The sequence below is a fragment of the Candidatus Polarisedimenticolia bacterium genome (assembly GCA_036001465.1).
Classification (GTDB): Bacteria; Acidobacteriota; Polarisedimenticolia; order Gp22-AA2; family Gp22-AA2; genus Gp22-AA3.
Window position 1 is genome coordinate 119807 of sequence record DASYUH010000056.1, and the last position, 26964, is coordinate 146770.

The 26964-nt window shown below is 65.8% G+C and carries 21 protein-coding genes; 7 read left to right on the forward strand and 14 right to left on the reverse strand.

The genetic code is table 11. The features are described 5' to 3' along the window. The first annotated feature begins 6 nt into the window (after positions 1–6). From holA to VGV60_11770, 7 genes are all read left to right on the forward strand, one after another. The gene (holA, locus tag VGV60_11740) at positions 7–1032 is read left to right on the forward strand and encodes a DNA polymerase III subunit delta (protein ID HEV8701934.1); all 1026 of its coding nucleotides are present in this window, start codon (positions 7–9) and stop codon (positions 1030–1032) included. After that, positions 1029–2579 carry a glutamine-hydrolyzing GMP synthase gene (guaA, locus tag VGV60_11745; GenBank protein HEV8701935.1) on the forward strand — a complete coding sequence of 517 codons (1551 nt, stop codon included), beginning with the start codon at positions 1029–1031 and terminating at the stop codon, positions 2577–2579. The genes holA and guaA overlap by 4 nt, the downstream gene beginning before the upstream one ends. Positions 2580–2584: 5 nt before the next feature. Then, the gene (gene dnaE / locus VGV60_11750) at positions 2585–6040 is read left to right on the forward strand and encodes a DNA polymerase III subunit alpha (protein ID HEV8701936.1); all 3456 of its coding nucleotides are present in this window, start codon (positions 2585–2587) and stop codon (positions 6038–6040) included. An 85-nt stretch (positions 6041–6125) separates the two neighbouring features. Continuing rightward, positions 6126–7274, forward strand: coding sequence for a methionine adenosyltransferase (metK, locus tag VGV60_11755; protein HEV8701937.1), 1149 nt, complete (start codon positions 6126–6128; stop codon positions 7272–7274). Between the two features lie 34 nt (positions 7275–7308). Then, positions 7309–8577: an adenosylhomocysteinase gene (ahcY, locus tag VGV60_11760; protein HEV8701938.1), complete on the forward strand. Its 1269-nt coding sequence runs from the start codon at positions 7309–7311 to the stop codon at positions 8575–8577. 22 nt (positions 8578–8599) lie between these two features. Further along, positions 8600–11692: a tetratricopeptide repeat protein gene (locus VGV60_11765; protein HEV8701939.1), complete on the forward strand. Its 3093-nt coding sequence runs from the start codon at positions 8600–8602 to the stop codon at positions 11690–11692. Then, positions 11689–12603, forward strand: a complete 915-nt coding sequence (locus tag VGV60_11770) for a hypothetical protein (GenBank protein ID HEV8701940.1) — start codon at positions 11689–11691, stop codon at positions 12601–12603. Before VGV60_11765 ends, VGV60_11770 begins: the two co-directional genes overlap by 4 nt. A 10-nt stretch (positions 12604–12613) precedes the next feature. Here VGV60_11770 and VGV60_11775 read toward each other — a convergent pair whose 3' ends face one another. The 14 genes from VGV60_11775 to VGV60_11840 all read right to left on the reverse strand — a co-directional run bounded on the left by VGV60_11775 (position 12614) and on the right by VGV60_11840 (position 26916). Beyond that, entirely contained in the window at positions 12614–15268 is a 2655-nt protein-coding gene (locus tag VGV60_11775; protein HEV8701941.1) for an LptF/LptG family permease, read from the reverse strand. 256 nt (positions 15269–15524) lie between these two features. Beyond that, complete coding sequence (locus VGV60_11780) at positions 15525–16247, reverse strand: ParB/RepB/Spo0J family partition protein (GenBank protein ID HEV8701942.1); 723 nt, start codon at positions 16245–16247, stop codon at positions 15525–15527. A gap of 91 nt (positions 16248–16338) precedes the next feature. Beyond that, positions 16339–17094, reverse strand: a complete 756-nt coding sequence (locus tag VGV60_11785; protein HEV8701943.1) for an AAA family ATPase — start codon at positions 17092–17094, stop codon at positions 16339–16341. A gap of 209 nt (positions 17095–17303) precedes the next feature. Continuing rightward, complete coding sequence (locus VGV60_11790; protein HEV8701944.1) at positions 17304–17798, reverse strand: bifunctional nuclease family protein; 495 nt, start codon at positions 17796–17798, stop codon at positions 17304–17306. A gap of 42 nt (positions 17799–17840) precedes the next feature. Beyond that, the gene (gene miaB / locus VGV60_11795; GenBank protein ID HEV8701945.1) at positions 17841–19154 is read right to left on the reverse strand and encodes a tRNA (N6-isopentenyl adenosine(37)-C2)-methylthiotransferase MiaB; all 1314 of its coding nucleotides are present in this window, start codon (positions 19152–19154) and stop codon (positions 17841–17843) included. Then, complete coding sequence (locus tag VGV60_11800) at positions 19151–19720, reverse strand: HIT domain-containing protein (protein ID HEV8701946.1); 570 nt, start codon at positions 19718–19720, stop codon at positions 19151–19153. Before VGV60_11800 ends, miaB begins: the two co-directional genes overlap by 4 nt. A 47-nt stretch (positions 19721–19767) precedes the next feature. After that, complete coding sequence (locus tag VGV60_11805) at positions 19768–20100, reverse strand: integration host factor subunit beta (GenBank protein HEV8701947.1); 333 nt, start codon at positions 20098–20100, stop codon at positions 19768–19770. A gap of 65 nt (positions 20101–20165) precedes the next feature. After that, positions 20166–22019 (reverse strand): 30S ribosomal protein S1, encoded by a 1854-nt coding sequence (locus tag VGV60_11810; GenBank protein ID HEV8701948.1) that lies wholly within the window; start codon positions 22017–22019, stop codon positions 20166–20168. Between the two features lie 260 nt (positions 22020–22279). Further along, positions 22280–23407: a histidinol-phosphate transaminase gene (gene hisC, locus VGV60_11815; GenBank protein ID HEV8701949.1), complete on the reverse strand. Its 1128-nt coding sequence runs from the start codon at positions 23405–23407 to the stop codon at positions 22280–22282. Continuing rightward, complete coding sequence (locus VGV60_11820; GenBank protein HEV8701950.1) at positions 23404–24204, reverse strand: pseudouridine synthase; 801 nt, start codon at positions 24202–24204, stop codon at positions 23404–23406. The genes hisC and VGV60_11820 overlap by 4 nt, the downstream gene beginning before the upstream one ends. Further along, a complete protein-coding gene (gene scpB, locus VGV60_11825; protein ID HEV8701951.1) occupies positions 24125–24844 on the reverse strand; it encodes an SMC-Scp complex subunit ScpB in 720 nt (239 codons plus the stop codon). The genes VGV60_11820 and scpB overlap by 80 nt, the downstream gene beginning before the upstream one ends. Beyond that, complete coding sequence (locus tag VGV60_11830) at positions 24837–25658, reverse strand: segregation/condensation protein A (protein ID HEV8701952.1); 822 nt, start codon at positions 25656–25658, stop codon at positions 24837–24839. The genes scpB and VGV60_11830 overlap by 8 nt, the downstream gene beginning before the upstream one ends. After that, positions 25655–26683 (reverse strand): tryptophan--tRNA ligase, encoded by a 1029-nt coding sequence (trpS, locus tag VGV60_11835; GenBank protein HEV8701953.1) that lies wholly within the window; start codon positions 26681–26683, stop codon positions 25655–25657. The genes VGV60_11830 and trpS overlap by 4 nt, the downstream gene beginning before the upstream one ends. Then, positions 26680–26916: a hypothetical protein gene (locus tag VGV60_11840; GenBank protein ID HEV8701954.1), complete on the reverse strand. Its 237-nt coding sequence runs from the start codon at positions 26914–26916 to the stop codon at positions 26680–26682. The genes trpS and VGV60_11840 overlap by 4 nt, the downstream gene beginning before the upstream one ends. Between the last annotated feature and the right edge of the window lie 48 nt (positions 26917–26964).

Here is a 26964-nt window from a genome sequence, read left to right on the forward strand (position 1 = left end):
GCCGCCGTGCCCGCGTCCCTGAGCTTCGAAGGGTTCCAGGAGAGCCTGAAACAGGGGAAGGTGTCTCCCGCCTACCTGTTCGAGGGGGCGGAGGCCCATTTCCACGACGAGGGCATCCGCCTGCTGGAATCGGCCTGCGTGCCCGGCGAGGCGCTGTCGATCGATCGCGAGTCCCTGCGCGGCAGCGAGATCTCCCTCGCGGCGATTCTCGACCTGGCTTCGACCTACCCGATGGGAGGCGGCCTCCGCCTGGTGATCGTCCGCCAGGCGGGGGAGGTCCGGTGCGACGACGCCGCGCCGATCAAGGCGTATCTGAAAGCGCCCAACCCGAAGGCCTGCCTGGTGTTCAGCGATCCCGGGTTCGATCGGCGCCGGACCTTGTACCGGACCCTCCTCGACCTGGCCGTGCGGGTCGACTGCTCTCCCCTCGACGAAACGCGGACGGCGACCTGGGTGCGGGAGCGGCTGCGCGGGCGGGGATTCGGCCTCAGCCCCGACCTGGCCGCGGCGGTCGCCGCGGGCCTGGCCGGCGCGGGGCTCGCGCGCGTGAGCTCCGAAATGGACAGGCTGATGAACGCCATCGGCAGTCCCCGTCCCGTCGAGGCGTCCGACCTGGTGCTCGTGGCGGACGTGCCGCGCGTCGAGGACGCCTTCCGTCTGGCGGCCCACCTCGTGCGCGGCGAGAGGGGAGAGGCGATCGGCATCGCTCGCGCCCTGCTCCGGTCGGGCGAGGAGCCGGTCAAGCTCCTGGGAGGCATCTCGTGGTACGTCCGGAACGCGCTCCGGGCGCGCGCCGCCGAGACTCGCCGGCTTCCTCCCCACGAATCCACCCGCCTGTACGGCATCGACCGGGGCCGGATCGAGCGCTTCTCCCGCGAGATGGGCCGGGCGAGCGTCGACGATCTGCGGGACGCCCTGGCCCTCTGCCTGCGGACCGATCGCGAGCTCAAGGGGCGGGGCGCGAGGGACCCGCTCCACGCCCTGGAGCGCCTGGTGCACCACGCCGGGCGGCGCCCCCGGAGATCGGCATGAGTCGCGCCGCCGCTCCGGCGCGCGAGACGATCGTCGTCCTGGACTTCGGCGCGCAGTACTCCCAGCTGATCGCCCGGCGAGTGCGGGAGCTGTCCGTGTACAGCGAGATCCTGCCCTTCGACACCCCTCCCGAGAGCCTGCGCGGGGCGCGCGGCATCATCCTCTCGGGCGGCCCCGACTCCGTCGACGCTCCGGGCGCGCCGCGGCTCGATCCGGCGCTGTACCGGCTCGGCGTGCCGATCCTGGGGATCTGCTACGGCATGCAGCTCATGGCGCACGATCTCGGCGGCAAGGTCGTCCGCGCCCGGGAGCGCGAATTCGGCCCGTCGCATCTGCGCGTCCTGCGCTCGAGCGGCCTGTTCGCCGGGCTGCCGGCCGAGCAGAGGGTCTGGATGAGCCATGGGGACGAGGTGATCGAGGTGCCCTCCGGCTTCGAGCGCACTGCGACCAGCACCAACTCCGACTGCGCGGCCATGGCCGACGAGTCGCGCCGCATGCACGCCATCCAGTTCCATCCCGAGGTGGCGCACACCGAGCATGGCCGGGAGATGTTGCGCCGTTTCGTCCTCGGCGTCTGCGGCTGCGCGGGGACATGGAAGATGTCGTCGTTCATCGAGGAGTCGACGCAGGCGGTGCGCGAGAAAGTCGGCTGCGGGCGGGTGGTGGCCGGGCTCAGCGGCGGGGTCGATTCCGCCGTCGCGGCGCTCCTGATCCACCGGGCGATCGGCGACCGGATGCACGCCCTGTTCGTGGACAACGGCCTGTTGCGCCGCGACGAGGCGGCGGCGGTCCTTCAGACCTTCGAGCGCTCCTTTCATCTGCCGGTCCGATCGGTCGACGCCTCCGCGCGGTTCCTGAAGTCTCTCAACGGGGTCGCCGATCCCGAGGAGAAGCGGCGCATCGTCGGCCGGGTCTTCGTCGAGGTGTTCGAGGAAGCGGCCCGGGCCCTCGGACCGGTCGAGTTCCTCGCGCAGGGGACCCTGTATCCGGACCTGATCGAGTCCACCTCGCACAAGGGCCCCTCCGCCGTCATCAAGACGCACCACAATGTCGGCGGCCTGCCGGCGCACATGAAGCTGCGGCTGGTGGAGCCTCTGCGCGAGCTGTTCAAGGACGAGGTCCGTGCGGTCGGGCGGGAGCTGGGGCTGGATGACCGTATTCTGATGCGCCATCCCTTTCCGGGTCCCGGCCTGGCGGTCCGCGTCCTCGGCGAGGTGACCCGGGAGCGCCTCGATATCCTGCGCGCGGTGGATGCCATCTTCCTCGAAGAGCTGCAGGCGGCCGGACTCTATGGGTCGACCTCCCAAGCGTTCGCCGTCCTGCTGCCCGTGCGCAGCGTCGGCGTGATGGGGGACGGGAGGACCTACGAGAACGTCGCGGCCCTGCGAGCGGTGTCCACGGACGATTTCATGACGGCCGACTGGACCCGCCTGCCGCAGGACTTTCTCGCCAGGGTCAGCGCCCGCATCGTCAACGAGGCGCGGGGAGTCAACCGGGTCGTCTACGACATCAGCAGCAAGCCTCCGGCCACCATCGAGTGGGAATAGGGGCGATGGCCACCCGGAGCTTCGTCCACCTGCATAACCACTCGCAGTACTCCCTCCTCGACGGCGCCTCCAAGCTGGAGGAGCTGGTGGAGCGCGCGGCGCGTTTCGAGATGCCCGCCGTGGCGATCACCGACCACGGCAACCTGTTCGGCGCGATCCCGTTCTTCGAAGCCGCCGCGGAGAAGGGGATCAAGCCGATCCTTGGGTGCGAGACGTATCTCGCCCCCGGCAGCCGCACCGACAAGACCCCCTCGGCAGGCAGGAAGCCTTACTACCACCTGCTTCTCCTGGCACGCGACGCGGAGGGATACCGGAACCTCATGCGCCTGTCGACCGCCGGGTTCCTGGACGGGTATTACTACCGGCCGCGCATCGACCGGGAGCTCCTCGCGAGGCACGCCGGCGGGCTGATCGCCACCTCCACCTGCCTCGGCGGGGAGATCCCCCAGCTGATCCTGTCCGGGCGGCGGGCCGACGCGGAGCGCGTCGCGGGCGAGTACCGCGAGCTGTTCGGCGCCGACAATTTCTTCCTCGAGATCCAGGACCAGGGGATTCCCGAGGAGAAATCCCTGAACGAGATCCTGGTCCCGCTCGGGCGGCGGCTCAAGATCCCGCTCCTGGCCACCAACGACTGCCACTTCCTGTCGCGTGAGGACCATTTCGCGCACGACATCCTGATCTGCATCCAGACCGGGAAGACGGTGAAGGAGGCGGAGCGGATGCGCTTCACCGCGGAGCACTACTTCAAGTCGCCGGAGGAGATGTGGGGGACCTTCCGCGACCTTCCCGACGCCGCGGAGAACACGCTTCGGGTGGCCGAGCGCTGCAACCTCACGATCGAGAAGGGGGGCAACCTCCTGCCCCACTTCCGGGTGCCCGAAGGAAAGACCGTGGAAGCCTACTTCCGCGAGGTGGCCGGCCGCGGCTTCGAGGAGAGGCTCGCGGCCTGGAGCGAGCTCGAACGGAAGGGAAGGCTCCGCGTGCCGCTGGACGAGTACCGCCGCCGGCTCGAGAGCGAGATCGAGATGGTGGTGCGCATGGGGTTCGCCGGCTACTTTCTGATCGTCTGGGACTTCATCAAGCACGCGCGCGACCGCGGCATTCCGGTCGGTCCGGGACGCGGCTCGGCGGCCGGATCCCTGGCGGCCTACTGCCTGCGCATCACGGACATCGATCCGCTGGAGTACGACCTCCTGTTCGAGCGCTTCCTCAACCCGGAGAGGGTCACGATGCCCGACATCGACATCGACTTCTGCATCCGCGGGCGGGGCGAGGTGATCGATTACGTGCGCGACAAGTACGGGCGGGACAACGTGGCGCAGATCATCACGTTCGCCACCATGGGCGCCAAGGCCGTCATCCGCGACGCCGGCCGCGGGCTGGACGTGCCGTACGGCGACTGCGACCGGATCGCCAAGATGATCCCCGCCGAGCCGGACATGACCATCGACAAGGCCTTGCAGCAGGTGCCGGCGCTGCGCCAGATGCACGAGAAGGACGAGCGCATCCGGCAGCTCCTGGACGTGTCCCGGAGGCTGGAAGGACTGACCCGGCACGCCTCGGTGCACGCCGCCGGAGTGGTGATCTCGCCCCGGCCCATCGTCGAATTCTCGCCCCTGGCGCGCACCCGCGACGACGAGATCGTCACCCAGTATGCGATGGACGAGATCGGCAGCATCGGCCTCCTGAAGATGGACTTCCTGGGGCTGAAGACGCTGACCCTCATCCACGACTGCGTGGCGAGGCTGCGTGAGGAGGAGGGGGCCACCATCGACATCGAGGCGCTCCCCCTGGACGATCCGGGAACGTACGCGCTGTTCCAGGCCGCGCGCACGGCGGGCGTGTTCCAGTTCGAGTCCTCGGGCATGCAGGACATCCTGCGCAAGCTCAAGCCCGATCGGTTCGACGATCTCATCGCGCTCAACGCGCTGTTCCGGCCGGGTCCCATCGGATCGGGAATGATCGACGACTACATCGAGCGCCGGCACGGGCGCAAGGCCATCGAGTACATCGTGCCGCAGCTCGAGGAGATTCTGGGCGTGACGTACGGAGTCATCGTGTATCAGGAGCAGGTGATGCAGATCGCCTCCCGCCTGGCGGGTTTTTCCCTGGGTGAGGCCGACATCCTTCGCCGCGCCATGGGGAAGAAGAAAAAGGACGTCATGGCGGCGCAGCGGGAGGCGTTCATCAAAGGGTGCCGCGCGCGCGGAGTCGGGGACAAGGACGCCCGGCGCATCTTCGAGCTGATGGAGTATTTCGCCGGGTACGGGTTCAACAAGGCGCATTCGACCGCCTACGCCCTGATCGCCTACCAGACCGCCTGGCTCAAGTCGGGCTACCCGAGGCACTTCATGGCGGCCCTGCTGACCGCCGAAAAGGACAACACCGACAACATCGTCAAATACATCGGTGAGTGCCGGGACATGGGGATTGCCGTGTTGCCGCCGCACGTGAATCGATCCGGAGTCGATTTCTCGGTCGAGGAGGGGGGGATCCGGTTCGGGCTGGGAGCGGTCAAGAACGTCGGGGAGGGGGCGGCGCGCATGATGGTCGAGACTCGCGGGCGGGTCGGCCCCTTCGGGTCGCTCGCGGCCCTGTGCCGCGAGGTCGATCTCAAGACGGTCAACAAGCGCACCCTCGAGTCGCTGGTCAAGGCGGGCGCCCTCGAAGGCCTGGGCCCCAACCGGGCGACGCTGTGCGCGGGCGTGGACGCGGCCATCGACGCCAGCCAGAAGGCGACCCGCGACCGCGAGAGCGGTCAGGCGGGTCTGTTCGGGGGCGGACACGGACCGGCGGACCCGCGCGCGCCGAACCCTCTTCCGGAGTGGCCCGAAAAGGAGCTTCTCGCCTTCGAGAAGGAAACGCTCGGCTTCTACATGGCCGGCCATCCCTTCCGGGAGTACGCGACGCGCATCGGCGGCCTGGTGACCCACACGTCGCAGACCCTGAAGGAAGTCCAGAAGCCGCGCAAGGCGACGATCGCCGGCATCGTGTCCTCCCTGAAGCGCCGCAAGACGCGCCGCGGCGACATGATGGCGGTGATGAACCTGGAGGATCTCGACGGGGCGGTCGAGATCGTGGTGTTTCCCGACCTCTACGCCCGCCACAAATCGCTCCTGGCGGACGAGGCGGCCCTTCTGGTCACCGGAAACGTCGAGATCGCGGACGAGCAGCGGCGCCTGATCGCGGAAACCTTCCTCCCCCTGGATCGGGCCGAGGACCGGGTCAGGGAGATCGTCATCTCCATCCCGTCCGCCGGCCTGGAAGAGTCGGCCGTCGGGCGCGTGCGCGACCTGCTGCGAGATCGGCCCGGGCCATGTCCGGTCTTTCTCGAGGTCACGCAGCCGAGCGGCTTTCGGGCCACCCTGAAAGCGTCCCAGGCCCTCAAAGTCTCGCCCAGTCCCGATCTCACCTCGGCCCTGGAGCAGCTTCTCGGGAAAGGAGCCGTAAGATTCCGTTGACTTCAGCCCGGAACCCCCGTATTATGTACACTTTCCAAGACCAAGTGGAACGCACGAAAAGGGGCGCACCGTATGGGGACCGTGCATGACGAAGGGTAGATTCCTGTTCACTTCCGAATCGGTGACCGAGGGTCACCCGGACAAGGTCGCCGATCAGATCTCGGACAGTCTCCTGGATGCCGTCCTGGTCCTGGACCCCCAGTCGCGCGTGGCCATCGAGACGCTGGTGACCACCGGCCTGGCGTTCGTGGCGGGCGAGATGACGACCAGCGCCTACATCGACATCCCGATGGTGGTGCGCGACACCATTCGCGAAGTGGGATACACCAAGGCCGAGTACGGCTTCGATTGCGACAGCTGTTCGGTGATCACGGCGATCGACAAGCAGTCGCCCGACATCGCCATGGGCGTGGACACGGGTGGCGCCGGCGACCAGGGAATGATGTTCGGCTTCGCCTGCCGGGAGACTCCGGAGCTGATGCCGATGCCGATCCAGTTGGCGCACCGCCTCGGGCAACGCCTGTCCGAGATGCGCCGATCGGGACGCCTGCCCTTCCTGCGTCCCGATGGCAAATCGCAGGTCACGGTCGAATACGTGGACGGCCGCCCGGTGCGCATCGACACCGTCGTCGTGTCGACCCAGCACTCCGATTCGATCGGCACCGAAGACCTCCGCCGCCAGATCGAAGAGCATGTCATCCGACCGGTGGTCCCGGAGGGATTGCGCGACCGGAACACCCGCGTGCACATCAACCCGACCGGTCGCTTCGTCATCGGCGGACCGCAGGGCGACACCGGCCTGACCGGCCGCAAGATCATCGTCGACACCTATGGCGGGTACGCGCACCATGGCGGCGGCGCCTTCTCCGGCAAGGATCCGACCAAGGTCGACCGCTCCGCCGCCTACATGGCGCGCTATATCGCGAAGAACGTCGTCGCTGCGGGTCTCGCGGACCGGGTGGAGGTGCAGCTGGCCTATGCGATCGGGGTGGCCGATCCGGTCTCGGTGATGGCCGACACCGCCGGTACCGGGCAGATCGCGGACGAGGCGATCGTCCGGTTGATCCGCGAGCATTTCGGCCTCAAGCCGCGCGAAATCATCGAGACGCTCGACCTGCGCAAGCCGATCTACCGCCGCACCGCAGCCTTCGGGCATTTCGGGAGGGCCGATGCGGGATTCACCTGGGAAAAAATTGACAAAGCCGAGGCGCTCCGCAAGGCGGGCCGGGCGTAACGGACCGACTGGGGCCGCCGGAGAGGAAGCACACGTGGTAGCCAAGAAGTGCGACGTCAAGGATCTGGGGCTGGCCGCACGCGGGAAGACGCGAATCGACTGGGCCGACAGCCAGATGCCGGTCCTGCGCAGCATCCGGGAGCGCTTCGCGAAGGAGAAGCCGCTCAAGGGGCTGCGCCTGGCCGCCTGCCTCCATGTCACGTCTGAGACCGCCAACCTGGCCCGGACCCTCGCCGCCGGGGGAGCGGACGTGGTCCTGTGCGCCAGCAACCCTCTGTCGACTCAGGACGACGTGGCGTCGTCCCTCGTCGAGCACGACGGCATCGCGGTGTATGCCATCAAGGGCGAGGACAACGAGACCTACTACCGCCACATCCTGCAGGCCCTCGACCCCGGGCCGCACATGACCATGGACGACGGCGCCGATCTGGTGTCCGTCCTGCATTCCAAGAAGCGCGATCTCCTGCCCGGGATCATCGGCGGCACCGAGGAGACCACGACCGGTGTCATCCGCCTCACGAGCATGGCCAAGGAAGGGGTCCTGACCTATCCGATCATCGCGGTCAACGACGCGATGACCAAGCACTTCTTCGACAACCGCTACGGCACGGGCCAGAGTACGCTGGACGGTATCATCCGGGCCACCAATCTTCTGATTGCCGGGCTCAAGGTCGTGATCGGCGGCTACGGCTGGTGCGGCCGAGGCGTGGCCCTGCGGGCGCGCGGGCTGGGCGCGCACGTCATCGTCACCGAGATCGATCCGGTGAAGGCCCTGGAGGCCGTCCTGGACGGTTACGAGGTCATGACGATGGAGGAAGCCGCCAGGGTCGGCGACATCTTCGTCACCCTGACCGGAAACAAGCACGTCCTGGCGCGCCGGCATTTCGAAACCATGAAGGACGGCGCGGTCCTGTCGAACTCCGGGCACTTCAACGTCGAGATCGACATCCCGGCCCTGGAGGAGCTCGCTTCCGGACGGAAGGAGCGCCTGCGCGATTACGTGGACCAGTACACGCTCCCGGGGGGCCGGCGCATCAACCTCCTGGGAGAGGGACGCCTGATCAACCTGGCGGCGGCCGAGGGGCATCCGGCGGCTGTGATGGACATGTCGTTCGCCAACCAGGCCCTGTCCGCAGAGTACATGGCGCGGGAAGGGAAGGGGCTCAAGAAAACGGTGCACCCCGTGCCGATCGACATCGACCGCGAAATCGCGCGGCTGAAGCTCCTGACGATGGGCGTGCGGATTGACACTCTCACGGGGGAGCAGCAGGCCTATCTGTCCAGCTGGTCCGAAGGGACCTGAGAGGATCCGCCTTCCCGGCCCCATGACCTTCGAGACGATCAGGCGGCACAGGGTCCCGCTGGGCCTGGGCCTTTTGCTCGTTGCGGTCTGGGGTCTCCTCGGCCTCACCCGCACGGACGCGGGACGGTGGCTGGCCGTCCTCGACTCCCCGCTGGGCATCCTGAAGCCGCGCCTGCTCCAACCGGGATGGCATCTGGCCCCCCCGGGTCTCCTGCGCATCAGCCTGTACCCATCCGAGCCGGTCACGCTGTCGTTTCGTGCCGGGGAGCGGGATGAGGGCCCCCTGGTCACGCGCGAGGGGGTCGAGGTCGGGGCGGACGGTACGATCCGCTATCGGGTCGATCCGGATCGAGCGCTGGAGGTGCACCGCGCGATCGGTCCCGCCTACGATCGTGTCCTGGCTCTCTGGGTCGAGCAGGAGCTGCGGCGGGCGATCGGCGGGTCCGTATACAGCGACATCTCCGGTGCGCGCATCGAGGACCTGCGATCGGGACTCGGGCAGGCGCTGGCCGATCGCTTCCGGACGTCCGGTCTCGAGCTCCTGTCGTGTGACGTCGGCAGCGTTCGCATCCGCGCCGCCGTCCTGAGCGCCAAATCACCCCAGCGGCTCTCGACCGGCGCCAGGGTGATCCTGATCGGCCTCGACGGTGCCGACTGGAACATCCTGGATCCGCTCTTCGCGGCCGGGCGTCTTCCCCATCTCGCCCGCCTGGCGCGGACGGGGGTGCGCGGGCGCCTCCACTCGATTACCCCCATGCTGTCACCGGTCATCTGGACCAGCGTGGCGACCGGTGTCCTGCCCGGAAGACACGGGATCATCGATTTTCTGGCGACCACGGAACGCGACGGAGAGCGCGTTCCCGTCACGTCCACCCTCCGTCGCACCAAGGCCATCTGGAACATCCTCAGTGAAAACGGACTGAGGGTCGGCGTGGCAGGGTGGTGGGCGAGCTTCCCGGCGGAAAACGTGAACGGTTTCATCGTCTCCGACCGGGTCGCCTATCAGCTGTTCGGCGTGCGCGCGGGACGGGAGCAGGTGTCGGAAGGGAAGGTCCACCCGCCCGAGCTCGCCGGACTGGTCGCCTCCATGACGGTGGCTCCCGAGACCATCGGGGTCGGTGAGATCGCCCGCTATGTCAGGATTCCGCCCGACACGTCGTCCCTGCCGGCGGATCAGAACAAGCTCATCGACGACCTGAAGACGCTCATCGCGGCAGGGGACACCTATACCGCGATCAGCCTGGCGCTGCGGGAGCGCTACCATCCCGATTTTCAGGCGGTCTACCTGGAAGGAACCGATACGGTGGCGCACCTCTTCATGCGCTACGCGCCCCCGCTCCTGCCCGGGGTGACGCCTCTCGAGTCCGAGCGGTTCGGCCGCGCCGTGGACGAGTACTACCGTCATGCCGACGAGATCGTCGGACGGCTCGTCGAGGCGGCCGGTTCGGACACCTCCATCATCATCTGCTCCGATCACGGGTTTCGCACCGGGGAGAACCGGCCGCTGACCGACTCGCGCATCGGATTCGGACAGGCGGCCGACTGGCATCGGAAGTACGGTGTGATCATTCTCAGCGGCGCTCCATTCCGCGCGCGCCACGAGCTGAACGAGGCCTCGGTCCTGGACATCACGCCGACGGTTCTGGCCCTCCTGGGCCTTCCCGTTGCGGAGGATATGGACGGTCGACCGATCCTTGAGGCCTTCGAGCCGCGGTTTCTCGAGGAGCATCCGATCCGCTACGTGCCAACTTATGAAACCGGGCCGGTTGCGTCCTCACCGGCGGCGGGGGATCGCGGTGTGGAACCCAAGCGAGGAGACCAGCCTGCCCCAGTCGATCCACGTGGAGACCGAGACCTCAAGGAGAAGCTCCAGTCGCTCGGATACCTGAGCCAGAACACGGCAAATTCCCACAACAATCGCGGCATGCTCCTGCTCGGCCAGGGAAAATACGACGAAGCGATCGCAGAATTCCAGCAGGCTGTCCGCGCCTCCGAAGATCTCAAGATCGCGCGGATCAATATCGCGCGCGCGCTGTTCAAGAAGCGGGACTTTCAGGGCGCCACGGCGGAGCTCAACAAATTCCTGACCCAGCAGCCGCGCTCCAAGGAGGCCGAGAATCTCCTCGGAAACGTGGCCATGGAGCAGCGGCAATACCAGGAGGCGGAGACCCACTTCCGCAAGGCGCTGCAGTACGAGCCGAACTTCACCGACGCCCGCAACAGTCTGGGAATCCTCTTCAACAAGCTCGGCAGGACCGACGATGCGATGGAGGCATTCCAGGCCGTGATCGCCACCGATCCCGAGTACGCCGAGGCGCACAACAACGTGGGTATCATTCTCAAAGAACGGGGACGGGTCGAGGAGGCGATTGCCTCCTTCAGGAAGGCGATCGCAGCCGACGCGGAGTTCTCCGGCTCGTACAGCAATCTGGCCCTTGTCCTCGAGCAGAAGGGCGACCTCAAGGGGGCGGAGGAGCAGTATCGAAACGCCCTGCGGCGAGATGCGTCCAACGTCCAGGTGCGGACGAACTATGGCGGCCTGCTCTACGCCATGGGGCGATTCGAACAGGCGCGCGTGGAGCTGGAAAGGGCGGTCGCCCTCGATCCACGGGATGCCTCCGCGCTCAACAATCTGGGGGCGGTCTACGGCCGGCTCCAGCGAACCGCCGATGAGATTGCCTCGTACCGCAAGGCGATTGCGGTGGACTCGAACTACGCCGACGTGCACCACAATCTCGGTCTGGCGCTGGTCAAGAAGGGGGATTGGGAAGAAGGGGAAGAAGAGCTCAGGCGCTCCCTTTCGATCGACCGGAAATACGCCCCTGCCTGCCTGAACCTGGCGCGGTCCCTGATGGGACGGGGACGCCTCGAGGACGCGGTCGATGTGCTGGCCGCAGGCATCCGTGAAGTGCCGGGGAACGCCGATCTGCACGGCATGCTCGGCGAGGTCTATCTCCGGCTCGGGCGGAAGGACAGGGCCATCGCGGCATTCGAGCAGTCCCTCAAATTGATGCCGAACCAGGCCGAGTTACGGGCGCGCCTGCAGTCGCTGACGGCCGGCTCGCCATCCCCGGGCGAGACTCCGCCCCCGACGGGGGGAAAGGACGGGCCGTGAGCGGGAGGCGGCGCGGGCGTCCAGCTCCAGCAGTAATCGCGTGTCTGGTCGCGTCCATCCTCGGCGTTTCCGGAGCGGGCGCCCAGTTCGGCCCGGTCCCCGAGACACTCAACCTCTTCCAGATGGTGGCGCGATCCGACCTGGTGGTCCGCGTCCAGGTCCAGAGCGGCAGCCTGAAGTACGCCATCGTCCATGTGAATGAGACCCTGAAGGGAACGAGTCCCACACCGGTTCTGCGAATCGCCTTCCGGGAATTCAACTTCACGAGGGCGCCTGGAGAGGACGCCATTGTGTTCCCGGATGGCCAGGACGAGATCCTGTTCCTCGCGCCCTACGGGCGAAACGCGCGCCGCAGAAAGGACCGCGAAAAAAACAAGGACCTCTACACGCTCTATCGCGGCAGGCAGGGCCGGATGACCGTGCCCGCCGAAGGCCCCGCAGTGACCGTGGAGGCGATTCGGCGACTTTCGGAGGTTAGCCGTCTCGATCCACGCAGCCAGAGTGAGGATCTGGAGGGCCTCCTCGACAGCCCGAATCCACTCCTTCTCCACACCGCCCTCACGGAGATCGAACGACTGCGGGATCCACGGCCGGCGCTCCTGACGCGGCTGATCGGCTTGTTGGCTTCCGCGTCCCCCCCGATCCGAATCGGCTCGCTCCGTGTGATGGCCCAGATCTTCAGTTCGGGAATCATCGGGGACGACTCTCTCGATGCGGCTCAGGCAGCCCTCGGGGGGGTCCTCGAGCGGGCGCGGAATGACTCCAACGATGAAGTTCGGACACAGGCCGTTCTGACCATGGCGGCCTGGCCCAATCGTCGCGAGGTGCAAGGGGAGCTGAAGGCTATCGCCGGTACCGACAGGGCCCAGGAGGTGCGGTACGAAGCGGAGAGGGCGCTCCTGAAGCCGTAGCGATCCGTTCCTAGGTTCCGGTCCGGAGCAGCAGATACATCCCGGTACCCGCGAACAGGACGTTCGGGCCCCAGGCGGCCAGGAAGGGAGGCATGAGGCCGATCCCGCCGAGCGCATTGGTCGTCGAAAAAACGAGGAGAAATACCGTGACGAGAAAAACCGCAATGCCAACGCCGTAGAGCGATCCACGCTTCCCCATGCGGAAGCAGAAGGGGATGCCCAGGATCACCATGGTGAGCGAGACGAGAGGTAACGCGGTCTTGTCGTACAGGTCCACCTGGAGCTCCTGGACGTCGTAGCCCCGCCGCTTCAAATCGATGACGAAATGCTTCAGCTCGGCGAAGTTCATCTGCGCCGGGGTCTTCCACTCCTTGATGAAGTAGCCGGGCCCCTCCGGAAAGTCGAACCGCTTCTCGGCGAAGGTCTCGAAGGACTCCTCGGCTCCCTCGAAGGAGCGTGTCCAGCCGTCTTTGAGGAGCCAGCTTCCGCGATTGAACGAGGCGCTGCGGGCGTACGTCCGCTCATGGATCTCGAAGGTGGACGGGTCCAGTCGGTAGGCCGAAAATCCCTGGAATTCTCCGCTGCCGGGGGCGGCCAGAACCGGGACGGGGGAGGCCACGAAGTTCCGGAAGTTGTACAGCCGGCCCCCGTCACCAAAGACCCAGCGACGCTCCCCCGCGCCATAACTCCGAGGGCTCCGTCCGCGAATCACATCCTTGATCTGCGCGGCACGCTGGTTGGCGTACGGCTCCAGATAGTCCTGATTGATGTATGCCAGCGCGCTGATCGCCACGGTCACGATGACCACCGGCGCCGCGATGCGGTAGATGCTGGTGCCGCTCGCCTTAAGCGCCGTCACTTCGTTGAAGCGCGCCATGATCCCTATGGCGAGAAACGTCGCGACCAGGCAGGACATCGGCAGTATCTGGGACAGGATCCACGGCGAGCGGTACTTGAGGTAGTTAAGCACGAGCGAGAAGGGAAGATTGCGCTCCGCGAGGTCGTCGATGAGATTGATGAACTCGTAGACCGCGAACAGGGTAAGAAGGGTCACGGCGCACCCGGCCAGGATCGAACCGAAGCGGCCGAGGATGTAATGGTCGAGTCGAGTCCGGAAGATCAGGAGAAGCGCCAGCAGGATGAGCCCGACGAGCAGGAAGGGGAGCGGGAGGGAAGGACTGTCCGAAGTTGACAGAAGGGCCACCAGGAGCGCGAATGCAACCCCCAGGATCAAACGGATACGCAAGGTCAGGCGGCGCGTGGGGGTCTCCTCCTCAACCATCTCCCCCGGATCGAGAGGGTCGACCGGGAGGACCGCCTCCGGATTCACGGAGCGCAGGGCAGGGCGGGTCCCCGCCGGAGGTGCGCCCGATCCGCCTCCGGCTCGCCGCCTCTTCCATCGACCGGGACGTCCCCTGTGCCGTGACTCCGATTCGATCTCACGCCTGCGACGCAGGGAGGCCAGGGTGCGCTGCACGCTGGCAGGGAAGAGGATGGACAGCTGCAATCGCTCAGAGCGCTCACGCAGCAGAAGGAGTACCACGCCGATGAGCCCGAGAAGAACATTGCCTACCCAGAGACCAACGTGGGGAGAAAGGTTTCCCTGGCTGACCATGTTCCTTCCCGCCGAGTAGAGAATCCAATAGACGATGGATATGCCGATGCTCAGGCTGAAGCCGGAAGCCTTGCCCCCGCGTCGGTTCATGATTCCCAGCGGCACCCCAAGGATGGCGAAGACCAGGCAGGCCGCAGGCAGGGCGAAGCGCTCGTGCTTGATCGCCAGGATTTGACCGATGACCCGGTTCCGTGTCTCCGCATGGTCGATGCTGCCGGCTCGGGCGATCGAGTTGGACAGCTCGCCGAGATCCTGATCCTGGTAGCTCTTCGGTAGCGGTCGGCTGAGGATGGTGCTCCGCAGCCGGAACGACTCGTCGGGCTCCTTGACGATCATCTGGCGCTGGAAGCTGCTGAGCTGATAGCTCTCGGAATCGGCAGGTGTGGTGCTGTGCGTGACCCCGCTTTCCAGGTAGAAGCGGGCGATGCCGTTCGTCCGGTCGTAGTCGATCTGGGCCCGTCTCGCGACCGTGACCAGCTCCTTGCCGCCTTCCTCGCTCTGATAGATGAACACGCGCTCCAGAAAATCGCCTCCGCTGTGGACCTCGTCCGCGTAGAGCAGCATCCCGGGGATTTCCTCGAAGAAAACCCGAGGCTTGATTTCCCGTCGCAGATCGGTGGAGTACATCATCTTGCTGGTCAGCCTGTGGAGCTTGTAGTTGGCCCCGGGTTCCAGGCCCAGCAGGAGAACGCTCGAGATGCCCCAGCCGGCGATTCCCAGGCAGAGCACCGGGTACAGGACCTTCCAATAGCTCACGCCGCTGGCCCGCATGGCAATCACTTCACTGTCCGTGGAGAGGCGTCCAATCCCGACGAGCACTCCCAGCAATATCGCCATCGGAATGGACAGCTTCAGGACCTGTGGCAGGTAGAGGAAGAGAATTGTCAGGACAGTTCGGAGGGCCAGGTCCTTCTTGATCGCCAGCTCGGCGAGCTGGAAGAGCGCGTTCATCAGGAACACCAGGACGTAGACGCAGAGGCCCAGGATGCTGGGTGACATGACCTCCCGCATCACGTATTTCCAGATGGTGTCGATGCCGAGAATCCGCATGGCGGGCACGATGGTAGGACCTGTCGAGCCCGGCGTCAACGGAACGATTCGACGCCTGCCGCGCAGAGTCCGATAAGATATCTTATGTAAACCTGGACCACGGCCAAGAAAGGTGGGCCGGGAACGGTCCAACGCCTCCAGATCGGCGACGATTCCCAGCTCACTGCACTCGACTCGATCCCCTACACGAGCTCAGCGCCTGGCCTGATGTCGGCGCGCCGACATTACCCGGCCAGCAACCACGCGAGCTTGATTCCTAGGATTGCGACAAGCTGTCGAGAAGCTCTCGAAGGGTTGCGATGATCTCCTCCTTCGAGATTTCCGATCGCTTGAATTTCAAATTGAGGGTGAACTTGTTGTCCGGCGGACGGAAATGAAAGACGAATCCCTTCGGCCGTCCGGGACCTTTCTTGTCATGTTGCAGCTTTCTGACGTCATCCCTGGTCAACCCCGACTTCTTGATCTCCTCGATCATCCTGAGCATCGCCTCGCGGTTCGGCTGACGCGCAATCTGCAGCAGCGTCGACCGCGCCGTGATTCCTGCCTCTCGGGTCTTCTCCCGCAGGTCAGTTGGGATGTTGTTGAGGGTCAGTGTCTCGGTGACTGACGTCCTCGACTTTCCCAGCTTCTTGGCGACCTCCTCATGGGTGTACAAAAACTTTTCGCACAGCTTCTCGAGCCCTTCCGCCTCTTCGAACGAGCTCAGATCGCGCCGCTGCAGGTTCTCGATGAGGCTGATCTCCAGGACTCCCCTGTCGTCTACGTCGATCTCGACGCACGGGATCTGGGAGAGACCGGCTTCGACCGAGGCGCGATACCTTCGCTCCCCTGCGATGATCTGGAACTTCTCACCCGTTGGTCGAACGAGGACCGGCTCCAGTACGCCCTTTTCCTTGATCGACGAGACCAGGTCGGTCATGTCTCCGAACGAACGACGCGGCTGATCGGGATTGGGCATCAGCAGCGAAAGCGGAATCATCTTTCCGACACTGGGGACAGGTCCGGCGCTGAGGTTATCGACGAAGTGAAAATCGTGTCGCATCTTGCGCTGAACAGGAAGACCACGTTGCTTAGACACGTCCTATGACCTCTTCCGATAGTTTGTAATACTCCAGCGCTCCGGTGGAATGCGGCGCGAAGCTGAAGATGGATTCCTTGTATGCCGGGCTCTCTTCGAGGCGCACGCTCCGCGAGATGATCGTCCGGAAGACCTTGTTCCCGAATACCTCCTTGATGTGGTTCCGGATGTCCCTGCCCAGGATGGTCCTCTTGTCGTGAAGCGTGATCACAACGCCTAGGAATTCGAGTGTGGGGTTCGGCCTTGCCTTGATCTTCTCCACTGTTTCCAGAAGGTCATCCGTCCCTTCGAGTGCGAAATAGGAGGACTGGATCGGCACGAGCAGATGCGAAGCCGTCACCAGGGCGTTGACCGTCAGAAGGCCGAGTGTCGGGGGTGTATCCATGATGACGTACTGGTAGTCCTTCGCAAGCGGTTTCAGGCGGTCCTTCAGTCGAAAGTGGCTGTCGATATCCCCGAGGAGCTTGCTCTCGAATTTGGCCAGGCTGATCCGGGCGGGAACCAGGTCGAGCATTTTGATGTTGGTCTTGTGGACCGCATCCTTGAGGGTTCGATTCTCCTCAACGAGCGCCTCATAGACGGACAGGTTGAGCTGTTCCGGATCGAGGTATGAAAGGGTTGCGTTGCCCTGGGGATCCAGGTCGACCAGGAGCGTCGAGAAACCTTTTTGGGCGAGGGCCGCTGCCAGGTTGATGGCGGTCGTCGTCTTGCCGACTCCACCCTTTTGATTAGCGATTGCGAGAATCACGATCCGGCGTTCTCCCTTTCACGTCGGGAACTTCCGGCCAGCATGTGCGGTGCCGGATGGAGCGCTGCGAGGCGACCGCTGATGACGCTTTATACTGGAGGCCCCTCCCGGGTGTCAAGTTGGGAGCGGCTCGGGAAAGCTCATCGATAACTGCGTAAGTAACTGATAATAAAAGTGTTGTTAGAGAAGCAGGATCTGAATCGCAGCTGCTACATCTCGTACTTCCCCATCTCGTCGGGGTCGAGGTTCTCGAGCCATTTCCGGATGCGCTCCGATTCACCGGCGTCCTTCGTCAGGTCCGTGTTCTTGGCTTTCTCGATCACGTCACTCTTGACGAAGATGGGAGAGCCGGTGCGGAGGGCGAGGGCGATGGCGTCGCTCGGCCGCGAATCGATGGGAACGACCTTACCGTCATAATTGAGGAAGATGAGGGCGTAGAACGTGTTCTCCTTGAGATCGGTGATCACCACCTTTTCGACCGTGGCGTGCATGTTGACCAGCATGCTCTTCAGCAGATCGTGGGTCATCGGGCGGGGCGTGACAATCTTTTCGATCTGGAGCGCGATGGCGTTCGCCTCGAAAATGCCGACCCAGATCGGCAGGACGGCCGAGCTCCCCGGATCGCGCAGAATGATGATCGGCATGTTGGTGATCGGGTCGATCATCAGCCCCTTGATTTTCATCTCGAGTTCCATTGCGCCCATCGTCTCTCCCGGAAGCGGTTATATCCCGGCCCCTGCGGCAAGTCAAGCAGCGCCGGGCGCCGCTGGCTCGCCGATCAGCGAGTGGGCGTTCGCCCGGATGATGGTCACCGATTGAAACATTCCGCGGGCCACGACCGCCGGGAAATGCACGATGCGGTTGCAGCGCGTACGCCCCCTGGCCAGGCCGTTGTCGAGACGTCCGGCGCCATCCACCAGGACCTCGAAGGTCCGTCCGACCAGGGCCGCGTTGCGCCGCCGCTGAATCCCATCCTGAACGCTCAGCACTTCCTGGAGTCGGGCCTGCATGACCTGCTCCGGAAGCCTGCCCTCCATGCCGGCGGCCGCCGTGCCGGGGCGCGGCGAGTAGGCAAACGCATAGACCTGGTCGAATTCCACCTCCCGCAGAAGGCCGAGGGTCGCTTCGAGGTCGGCATCCGTCTCGCCGGGGAAGCCGACGATCAGGTCGGTGCTGAACGCCATGTCCGGCACCGCGGCCCTGAGGTACTCGATGCGCGACAGGTAGCGGGCCCGTGTGTAGCCGCGGTTCATCGCCCGGAGCACCCGGTCCGATCCGGACTGGGCCGGCAGGTGCAGATGATTGCACACGGTCGGCACGTCGCGCATCGCGTTCATGATGCCCGGCTTCAGGTGACCGGGGTGGGAGGTCGTGAAGCGCAGGCGGCGTATTCCCGGGATGCGATCGGCCATGTGGAGCAGAGAGGCCAGATCGTGGCCTCTTGAATGATAGGCGTTCACGTTCTGCCCGAGAAGCTCGATCTCGCAGTAGCCCTGCGCCGCAAGCCCGCGCACCTCACTGAGTATCTCGCCGGGATCCCGGTACGCCTCGCCGCCGCGCGTGGTCGGCACGATGCAGAAGGTGCAGGACTTGTTGCATCCCTCCATGACGGTCACATAGGCTCTCGGTCCCGCGGCCCGGGCCGTGGTGCCGGAGGGGAACTCGATGGGATCCTCGTCACGCGCCAGGCTGATGGAGCGGCCGTCGCGCCGCGCCTCCTCCAGAAGCTCCCCGAGCCTCGCCAGGTTGCGCGGGCCCATCACGACATCGACATACGGCGCGCGCCGGAAGATCGCCTCCCCGGCCTGCTGGGCGACGCAGCCCACCACGCCGATCACCAGCTCAGGCCGGTCGACCTTCATGCGACGCAGCCTCCCGAGGCGCCCGAACACCTTGCTTTCCGCCTTCTCGCGCACGCTGCACGTGTTGAGGAGGATCACGTCGGCGAGCGCCGCGTCGTCCGTCGACGTGAAACCCAGGCTTTCCAGAATCCCGGCCATCTTCTCGGTGTCATGCTGGTTCATCTGGCAGCCCCAGGTCTCGATGAGGTAGCGCTTCATCGGCTGCTCCGCCGCGCGCGCGTCCGGGGCCGGCGCGTCCGGGGTGGTGCGGGCGCCCACCTGCCACGGCCTTTCAGTCCGCCTGCCAAAAGCAGCGGCCGAAGCCGCCTATACGTCTTCTGGAGGGACTCGGGGAGGACGCGCGTGCCGTGGACCACGGACATGAAATTGGTGTCGCCGTCCCAGCGCGGGACGACGTGGAGATGGAGGTGCCGGTCGATCCCGGCCCCGGCGCTCCGGCCCAGGTTCATTCCGAAGTTGATCCCGGTTGGGCGGTAGGCCCCCCGCAGGGCGGTCTCGCAGACGACGGCCAGCCCCATCATCTCGTTCAAGGCCTCGGGGGAGGCCTCGGCGAGAGTCGGCACGTGGGCGTACGGCACGATCATGAGATGGCCGTTGTTGTAGGGATACTTGTTCAGGATGATGAAGTTGTTCCGGCCGCGGATCAGGACGAGATTCTCGCGGTCGCGCCGGCCGCGTGCGGCGCTGCAGAAGACGCACCCCCGGCTGCGCTCGTGCACCGAGGTGATGTAGCGGAGGCGCCACGGGCTGAAGAGTTTTTCCATGGGGCCTGGCCCGCGGGGCGCCGCGACGGCCGGAGACGGTACCGCGATCAGGGCTCCGCGCCGGACGACGAAAGCGAGGATGCCGCCGACTCGGGGGACTGGACCGAGTTGTTGATCAGCTCCTTGAGCTCTTTGCCGGGTTTGAAATAAGGGATGCGCTTGGCCGGAACGTCCACCTTGTCTCCGGTCTTGGGATTGCGCCCCTGCCGCGACCGCCGCTGCCTGATGCGAAAGCTCCCGAAGCCGCGCAACTCGATCTTCTCGTCCTTGCGGAGGGCGTCGACGATCGAATCGAAGACCGTGTTGACGATGATCTCGGAGTGCTTCTTCGTCAGCTCGGAGACCCGGGCCACTTCCTCAACAAGCTCGGCCTTAGTCATGGACTCGTCCTGCCTCCTTGTTACGGCTCGCCGCGAGGTGCGGCGCCCCCTGCCGCCGCGCTCCCCTACTCGTCGTCGCTCTCCTCGAAGCTGTCGCGACCCCGGCGGCGCTTCTCCTCGCGCCTGCGGCCCGAATGCCCGGCTACCTCGCCGAGGTTGATCCCGCCGGTCCCCTGCGTCTTCATGTAGTTGCGGAACTCCTCCCGGTTCTGTTCCTGGGCGGCGGCCTTGATCGACAGGCCGATCTTCTGCTCGGCAATGTCCATCTTGATGATCTTGGTCGTGACCGCGTCGTCGATGCGCAGCTTGTCGGCCGGCTTTTCGACGCGCTCCTCCGCGATTTCGGACACGTGCACCAGGCCCTCGATGCCCTCGGAGATCTCGACGAAGGCGCCGAAGTCGGTGAGGCGGACGATGCGGCCGGTGACCAGGTCGCCGACCGAGTAGGTCTTGAAGAACTCCTCCCAGATGTTGGGCTGCAGCTGCTTGATGCCGAGTGACAGCCGCTGGTTCTCGGAGTCGATCTTCAGGATCACCGCCTCGACGTCGTCCCCCTTCTTCAGCATCTCGGAGGGGTGCTTGAGGCGCTTCGTCCAGGACATGTCCGAGATATGCACCAGACCGTCGATCCCTTCCTCCACCTCGATGAACGCGCCGAAATCGGTCAGGTTGCGGACCTTCCCGGTGATCCGATCCCCCTCGTGATATTTCTCGCTGATGGTCTGCCAGGGATTCGGCTCGGTCTGACGGAGACCCAGGGAGAGTCGGCGCGCCGCCTTGTCCACGTCGAGCACGACCGCCTCGACCGTGTCGCTCACGGTCATGACCTTGGAGGGGTGCTTGACCCGCTTCGTCCAGGACATCTCGGACACGTGGATCAGTCCTTCGACCCCCGGTTCCAGCTCCACGAAGGCGCCGTAATCGGTGAGGCTGACCACCTTCCCCTTCACCCGGGACTCGCGCGGGTACTTTTCGTCCACCGTCTCCCAGGGATCGAGGCTGCGCTGCTTGTAGCCGAGGGAGACCCGCTCCTTCTCGGGGTCGAACTTGAGCACGACCACTTCGACCTCGTTCCCCACGTTGAACATCTCGGTCGGGTGGTTCACGCGGCCCCAGGACATGTCGGTCTTGTGCAGCAGGCCGTCGATCCCGCCCAGGTCGATGAAGGCGCCGTACTCGGTGATGTTCTTCACCACGCCCCTCACGACCTTCCCCTCGGTCAGGCCGCCCAGGGTGCGGCGCTTCTTCTCGGCGTTCTCCTCCTCGAGAACGGCCTTGCGCGACAGGACGATGTTGCCGCGCTTGCGGTTCACCTTGATGACCCGCATCTGCAGCTCTTTCCCCTTCATGGCGTCGAGATTGCGAACCGGGCGCAGATCGACGAGCGAGCCGGGCAGGAAGGCGCGCACGCCGATGTCGACGGCCAGCCCCCCCTTGATCCGCTCCTTCACGACCCCGGTGACCGGGCGACCGTCCGTGTAGGCCCGCTCGATCTCCTCCCAGATCTTCATCTTCTCGGCCTTCTCCTTGGAGAGGACGACGTAGCCGTCCTTGTTCTCGGTCTTCTCCAGGAGAACGTCGATCTCGTCTCCAACCTGGACGTGGTACTGACCATCCGGGCCGCGGAACTCATCGAGGTCGATGATCCCTTCGGACTTGTACCCCACGTCCACGATGACCTCGCTCGTGCTGATGCGCAGGACGCGGCCGCGGACCACCTCCCCTTCCGCCAGGGTGCGCAGCGACTGGTCGTACATCTCCAGGAGCTGCTCGTATTCGCCACCGGCGAACTCGGCGTCGACGCCGTCCATCACTCTGAGACGCTCTGTCCGTTTGGGTCGGGGGGTGGGGGTCAGGTCTTGCGAGGCCGCGTCAAGCGGCCCGAGGGCGGGGTCGTCTTTCATCTTCTGCAAATCCATGCAGGCAGGTACCTCCTTGTGGTTTCGGCCGCCGGCTGCCTTTGAACCGGACGGTCCGTGGTGTGGACGCCCGGGGGCATCTCACAGGGGTCTTCGTGCCGGAGAGTCCGGGCGGCCCCAGAACCCCGCTCCCCGACCTGCCAGATCAAGAGATGGAACTCACAACAATCCTGGAGTGCTCTCGACTCTTGCGGCAGGATTCTGGAAGCATACTGACCGGCCCCCCGGCTGTCAATAGGAAAAACCGTATTTTCATCGGATTACGAGGAATGGGAGGCCCGGCTCTTCCGCCCCTGATCCCCGAAAGCCGGCCGATCCCAGACTTCCAGGAAGCGCTCAAGTTCATCGTGGGTCCCGATCGACACGCGCACCGCATGGCTGAAACCGTAAGCTTCCATCGGGCGGACGATGACCCCCTCGCGCAGAAGCGCCTGATAGGTTTCTTCTCCCCGGAGCGGGGTGAAGACGAGAAAGAAATTGGCCACGCTCGGCACGAATTTCATGCCCCGGCGTGTCATCTCCCCTGCAAGAAATCGGGCTTCGCGGCTGTTCTCATCCCGGGACCGACGGGTGTGTTCTTCGTCCTCCAGGGCGGCCACGGCCGCGGCCTGAGCCAGGACCGAGGTGTTGAACGGCGAGCGAACAGCCTCGAGGGCCTGTGCCACTTCCTTGACGGTGACGGCGTACCCGATACGCATTCCCGCGAGACCGTGAATCTTCGAGAAGGTCCGAAGCAGGACGACGTTGCGCCCCTGGCGCAAGTCGTCCAGACCGTCGGGGTAGTCCGCGAGGTCCACGTAGTCGCGATAGGCCTCGTCGATCACCGTCAGGACGTGCCCCGGGACGCGGCGGAAGTACGCCTCGAACCCGGCGCGGTCCACGGCGGTCCCCGTCGGGTTGTTCGGATTGGCGATGTAGACCAGAGACGTCCGGTCATCGCAGGCTGCGGCCATCGCCCCGAGGTCGTGACGGTGGTCCTTGAGCGGCACCAGGCGGAGGGGCGCACCCATCGTCCGGACGGCGATGGGGTACATGATGAACGACTGGTCGGCGACAATCGCGCCCCGTTCACGTGACAGGAAGGCCTTGGCGAGGAGCTCGACGATTTCCGTCGAGCCATTGCCGAGCACGATCTGGTCCGGCGGAACGCCCAGCCGGCCCGCCAGCGCCTGCCTGAGGTCGTGTCCGTGGCTGTCGGGGTAGCGGTGAACCCGCGAGGCCGCGTCCCGTATCGCCTGGACCGCCCGTGGCGAGGGGCCGAGCGGATTCTCATTGCTCGCCAGCTTGACGACCTGGCGCAGGCCGAGCTGCCTCTGGGCTTCCTCGATCGGCTTGCCGGGAATGTACGGCGCGATCTGGAGAATGTGATCGGGGACGCGCACCTTCACGAGGCCTCCCTCAACCGCCGGACCTCCTCGGGCGTGAGCCGCCGCCACTCCCCCGGCTTCAAGGCGCGATCGTGGATCGGCCCGATGGCGATCCGCTTCAGCTTCTGGACCCGGTGTCCGAGACGGTCAAGCATGCGGCGGATCTGGTTCCGCCGCCCCTCGTAGAGCGTGATCTCGAGCCAGGTGTTCGCCTGCCCGGACACGCGCTCGACGCGCGCCGGCAGGGTCTTGCGGCCTTCGAGGACGACCCCCTTGCGGAGCGCTTCCACTTCGGCACCGCTGACTCCCCCTTTGACCTTGACCCGGTAGATCTTGGGGATGTGGTTGACCGGGTGCGTCAGCCGGTACGTCAGGTCGCCGTCGTTCGTCAGGATCAGGAGCCCCTCGCTGTTCCAATCGAGCCGGCCGACCGGAAAGATCCGCTCGCGCACTCCCTGGAGGAGATCGAGGACCGTCGGCCGGCCCTCGGGATCGGAGGCCGAGGTGATGAACCCCTTCGGCTTGTGCAGCAGGTAGTAGACCCGCCGCCCGCCCCCCTGCACCCTCCGCCCGTCCACGCGCACCACGTCGCGCTCCGGGTCCACGCGCGTTCCCTGGGCCGTGATCACCTTCCCGTTGACCTCGACCCGGCCCGCCTCGATCAGGCGCTCCCCTTCGCGGCGCGAAGCGACCCCGGAATCGGCGAGATATTTCTGCAGCCGGGTCCCGGCGGGGAGATCAGGAATCGTCGCCGTCGTCCTGCCGCTCGCTCTCGTCGTCATCGTCGTCGCGGGGATCCTCTCCGTTCCCGCCGTCATCCTCCCCCTCCTCTTCGAACGGACCCTGGGCGGAAACCTCCGGCCGGGTCGGCTCCAGCCGGTCCGCCCCGGCCCCGCCGGCACGCCCTCCCGCCGCCAGCACGCCGAAATCGGCGACCTCCGGAAGGTCCTGGAGAGAGTTCAGCCCGAAGTGCGTCAGGAACTGGGGCGTGGTGCCGTACAGGATCGGCTTGCCGACCACCTTCTTCCGTCCCAGGACCCGGACCAGGTGCTTCTCGAGCAGGGCCTCGAGGACCGATGTCGGGTCGGTCCCCCGGATCGCCTGGATCTCGGGCGTGGTGATCGGCTGCCGGTAGGCGATGATCGCAAGCGTCTCGAGCGCCTGCGAGGAGAGGCGCCGGCGGTTGCGCGAGCGGAACAGGGCCCTGACCCAATCACCGATTTCAGGCCGGGTCCCCATGCGGTAGCCCCCGGCGACCTGCTGCACCATGAGCCCGCGATCGTCCGCCTCGCAGTTGCGGACCAGGCTGTCGAGAGCCGACTGCAGCGTCTCCTTCCCGGCCGCCGGAAACAGATCGACCAGGTCGTCGAGGGTCAACGGCTCCTCGGCGGCGAACACCAGCGCCTCGACGATCGCCCGCAGCCGGTCTCCGGCAGGTGTCTCGGGGGCTTCACGCATCGGCGGTCCCGTTCCCCTCGTGAGGCGGCGGGGTGGCCGCATCCGCCAGCACGATCAGGATGTCCTCATGATGGTGGCTGCTGTAGGCGCGCACCAGGCGCAGCCTCACCACCTCGAGAAGCGCCAGAAAAGTCAGGATGCAGGCGACGCGATCGGAGAGCCCGAGGAAGAGCCGCCGGAAGTGGATGCGGCGCTCCCTCTGCATCGTGTCCATGAGCCAGTGGATCCTCTCCACCAGGGTGATCCGCTCGCGGCTGATCGGGGCCGCCTCGCTCCCGGTGCGGGACAGGATCTCCCGGAAGGCGCGCAGGAGCGCGAAGAGATCGGCGTCGATCCCCTGCTCGCCGGTGTACTCCGAAACGGCGGCGGACGGTCGGAAGTAGATCATCTCCATGACCGCTTCCCTTTCCTGGAGGTGCTCCGCGGCCACCCGCAGCACCTGTCCCCGCACCGCCCCGTCGTCCGGCGGGCCCGCCTCCGAGCCGTCCGCCGCGGCAGCCAGCGCCTCCGGGTCCGGCGGCAGGAGGCGACGCGATTTCATGTGGATGAGCGTGGCCACGCCCACGACGTGATCCCCGGACGCCTCGGGATCGGCGCCCCTCGCCTGCGCAAGATACTCGTTGTACTGCCGGGCGATCTCGGCGATCGGGATGGCGGTCACATCGATCGCCTCGGTGCGGATCAGGTGGAGGAGGAGATCGAGCGGCCCCTGGAAGGCGGGCAGGCGGACCTCACCGGGGCCGGCGGGAGAACCTCCCGATGGCGCCTCGGCAGGGGCCGTCGTCGCGTCCGGAGGATGAACGGTTTCGCTCATCCGGACGCCCTCGTGTCGATCTTCATGGCCGTCCTCACTCTGCTCATGGTCACCGCCGCCTCCGCGCGGGCGCGGCGCGCCCCGTCCTCGAGGACGGCGCGGACGCGCTCGCGGTCGTTCATGAGCCGGGCCCGGCGCTCCTGGATCGGGATCAGAACCGGCTCCAGGTGCCTCAGAAGATGGTTCTTGCAGTCGATACAGCCGATCCCCGCCCGCCGGCATTCCAGGTCAACCAGGTCGATTGTCGCCCGGTCCGAGAACGCCTTGTGCAGATCATAGACCGGACAGACGTCCGGATTGCCGGGGTCCTTGCGGGTTTTCCTCGCCGGGTCGGTGACCATCTTCAGGATCTTCTGCCGGGTCTCCGGGAGCGGATCGCCCAGGTTCACGGCGTTGCCGTACGATTTGCTCATCTTGCGGCCATCCGTGCCTGGAACCCTGGGTACGCGCGTCGTCAGGGCCTGGGGCTCCGGGAAGACCTCCCCGTACAACGAGTTGAAGCGCCGGGCAATCTCCCGGCAGAGCTCCAGGTGGGCCAGCTGGTCCTCTCCGACGGGCACCCTCTCCGCGCGGTAGATCAGGATGTCGGCCGCCTGCAGGACCGGGTAGCCGAGAAAACCGTAGTTCGTCAGGTCGCGATGCGTGATCTGCTGCTGCTGCTCCTTGTAGGTCGGGACCCTCTCCAGCCAGGCCACCGGCACGATCATCGAAAGCAGGAGGTGCAGCTCCGCGTGCTCCGGAACATGCGACTGCACGAAGATCGTGCAGCGGTCGGGATCGAGTCCGGCCGCCAGCCAGTCGATCGCCATGTCGAGGACATGGTCCTTGAGCGGCGAGGTGTCGGCGTATTCGCTCGTGAGGGCATGCCAGTCACAGATGGCGAAGAAGCAGTCGTGCGTGTCCTGCAAGCGGACCCAGTTCTCCAGGGCGCCGACCAGGTGCCCGATGTGCATCGGCCCGGTCGGCCGGAAGCCCGACAGGACACGCAGGCGCCTGCCGGTCGCCGGCTCTCCGGCGGCGCTCAAGACGTCTTCCTGATCATCGCGTGGTGGATGATCTGCAATGCCGTCGTGATGCGGCCGAGCTTCCGTCCGCGCTTCTGGATGGCCTGGATATCCTCCGCGCCGGGCTGATCGGCGCGCGCCTCCTTCTGGAGCTTGTCCAGCTCGAAGGCAAGCTGTTTCATTTCGGAGGGTTCGAACTTCTTGAAGGTGTTGGCGTTGACCAGGATCAGCCCCTCGCCGATGTCGCGCGCCATCGCGTAGGCCGATCCCCCCATAAAGTTGCCCATCCTGACTCCTCCATG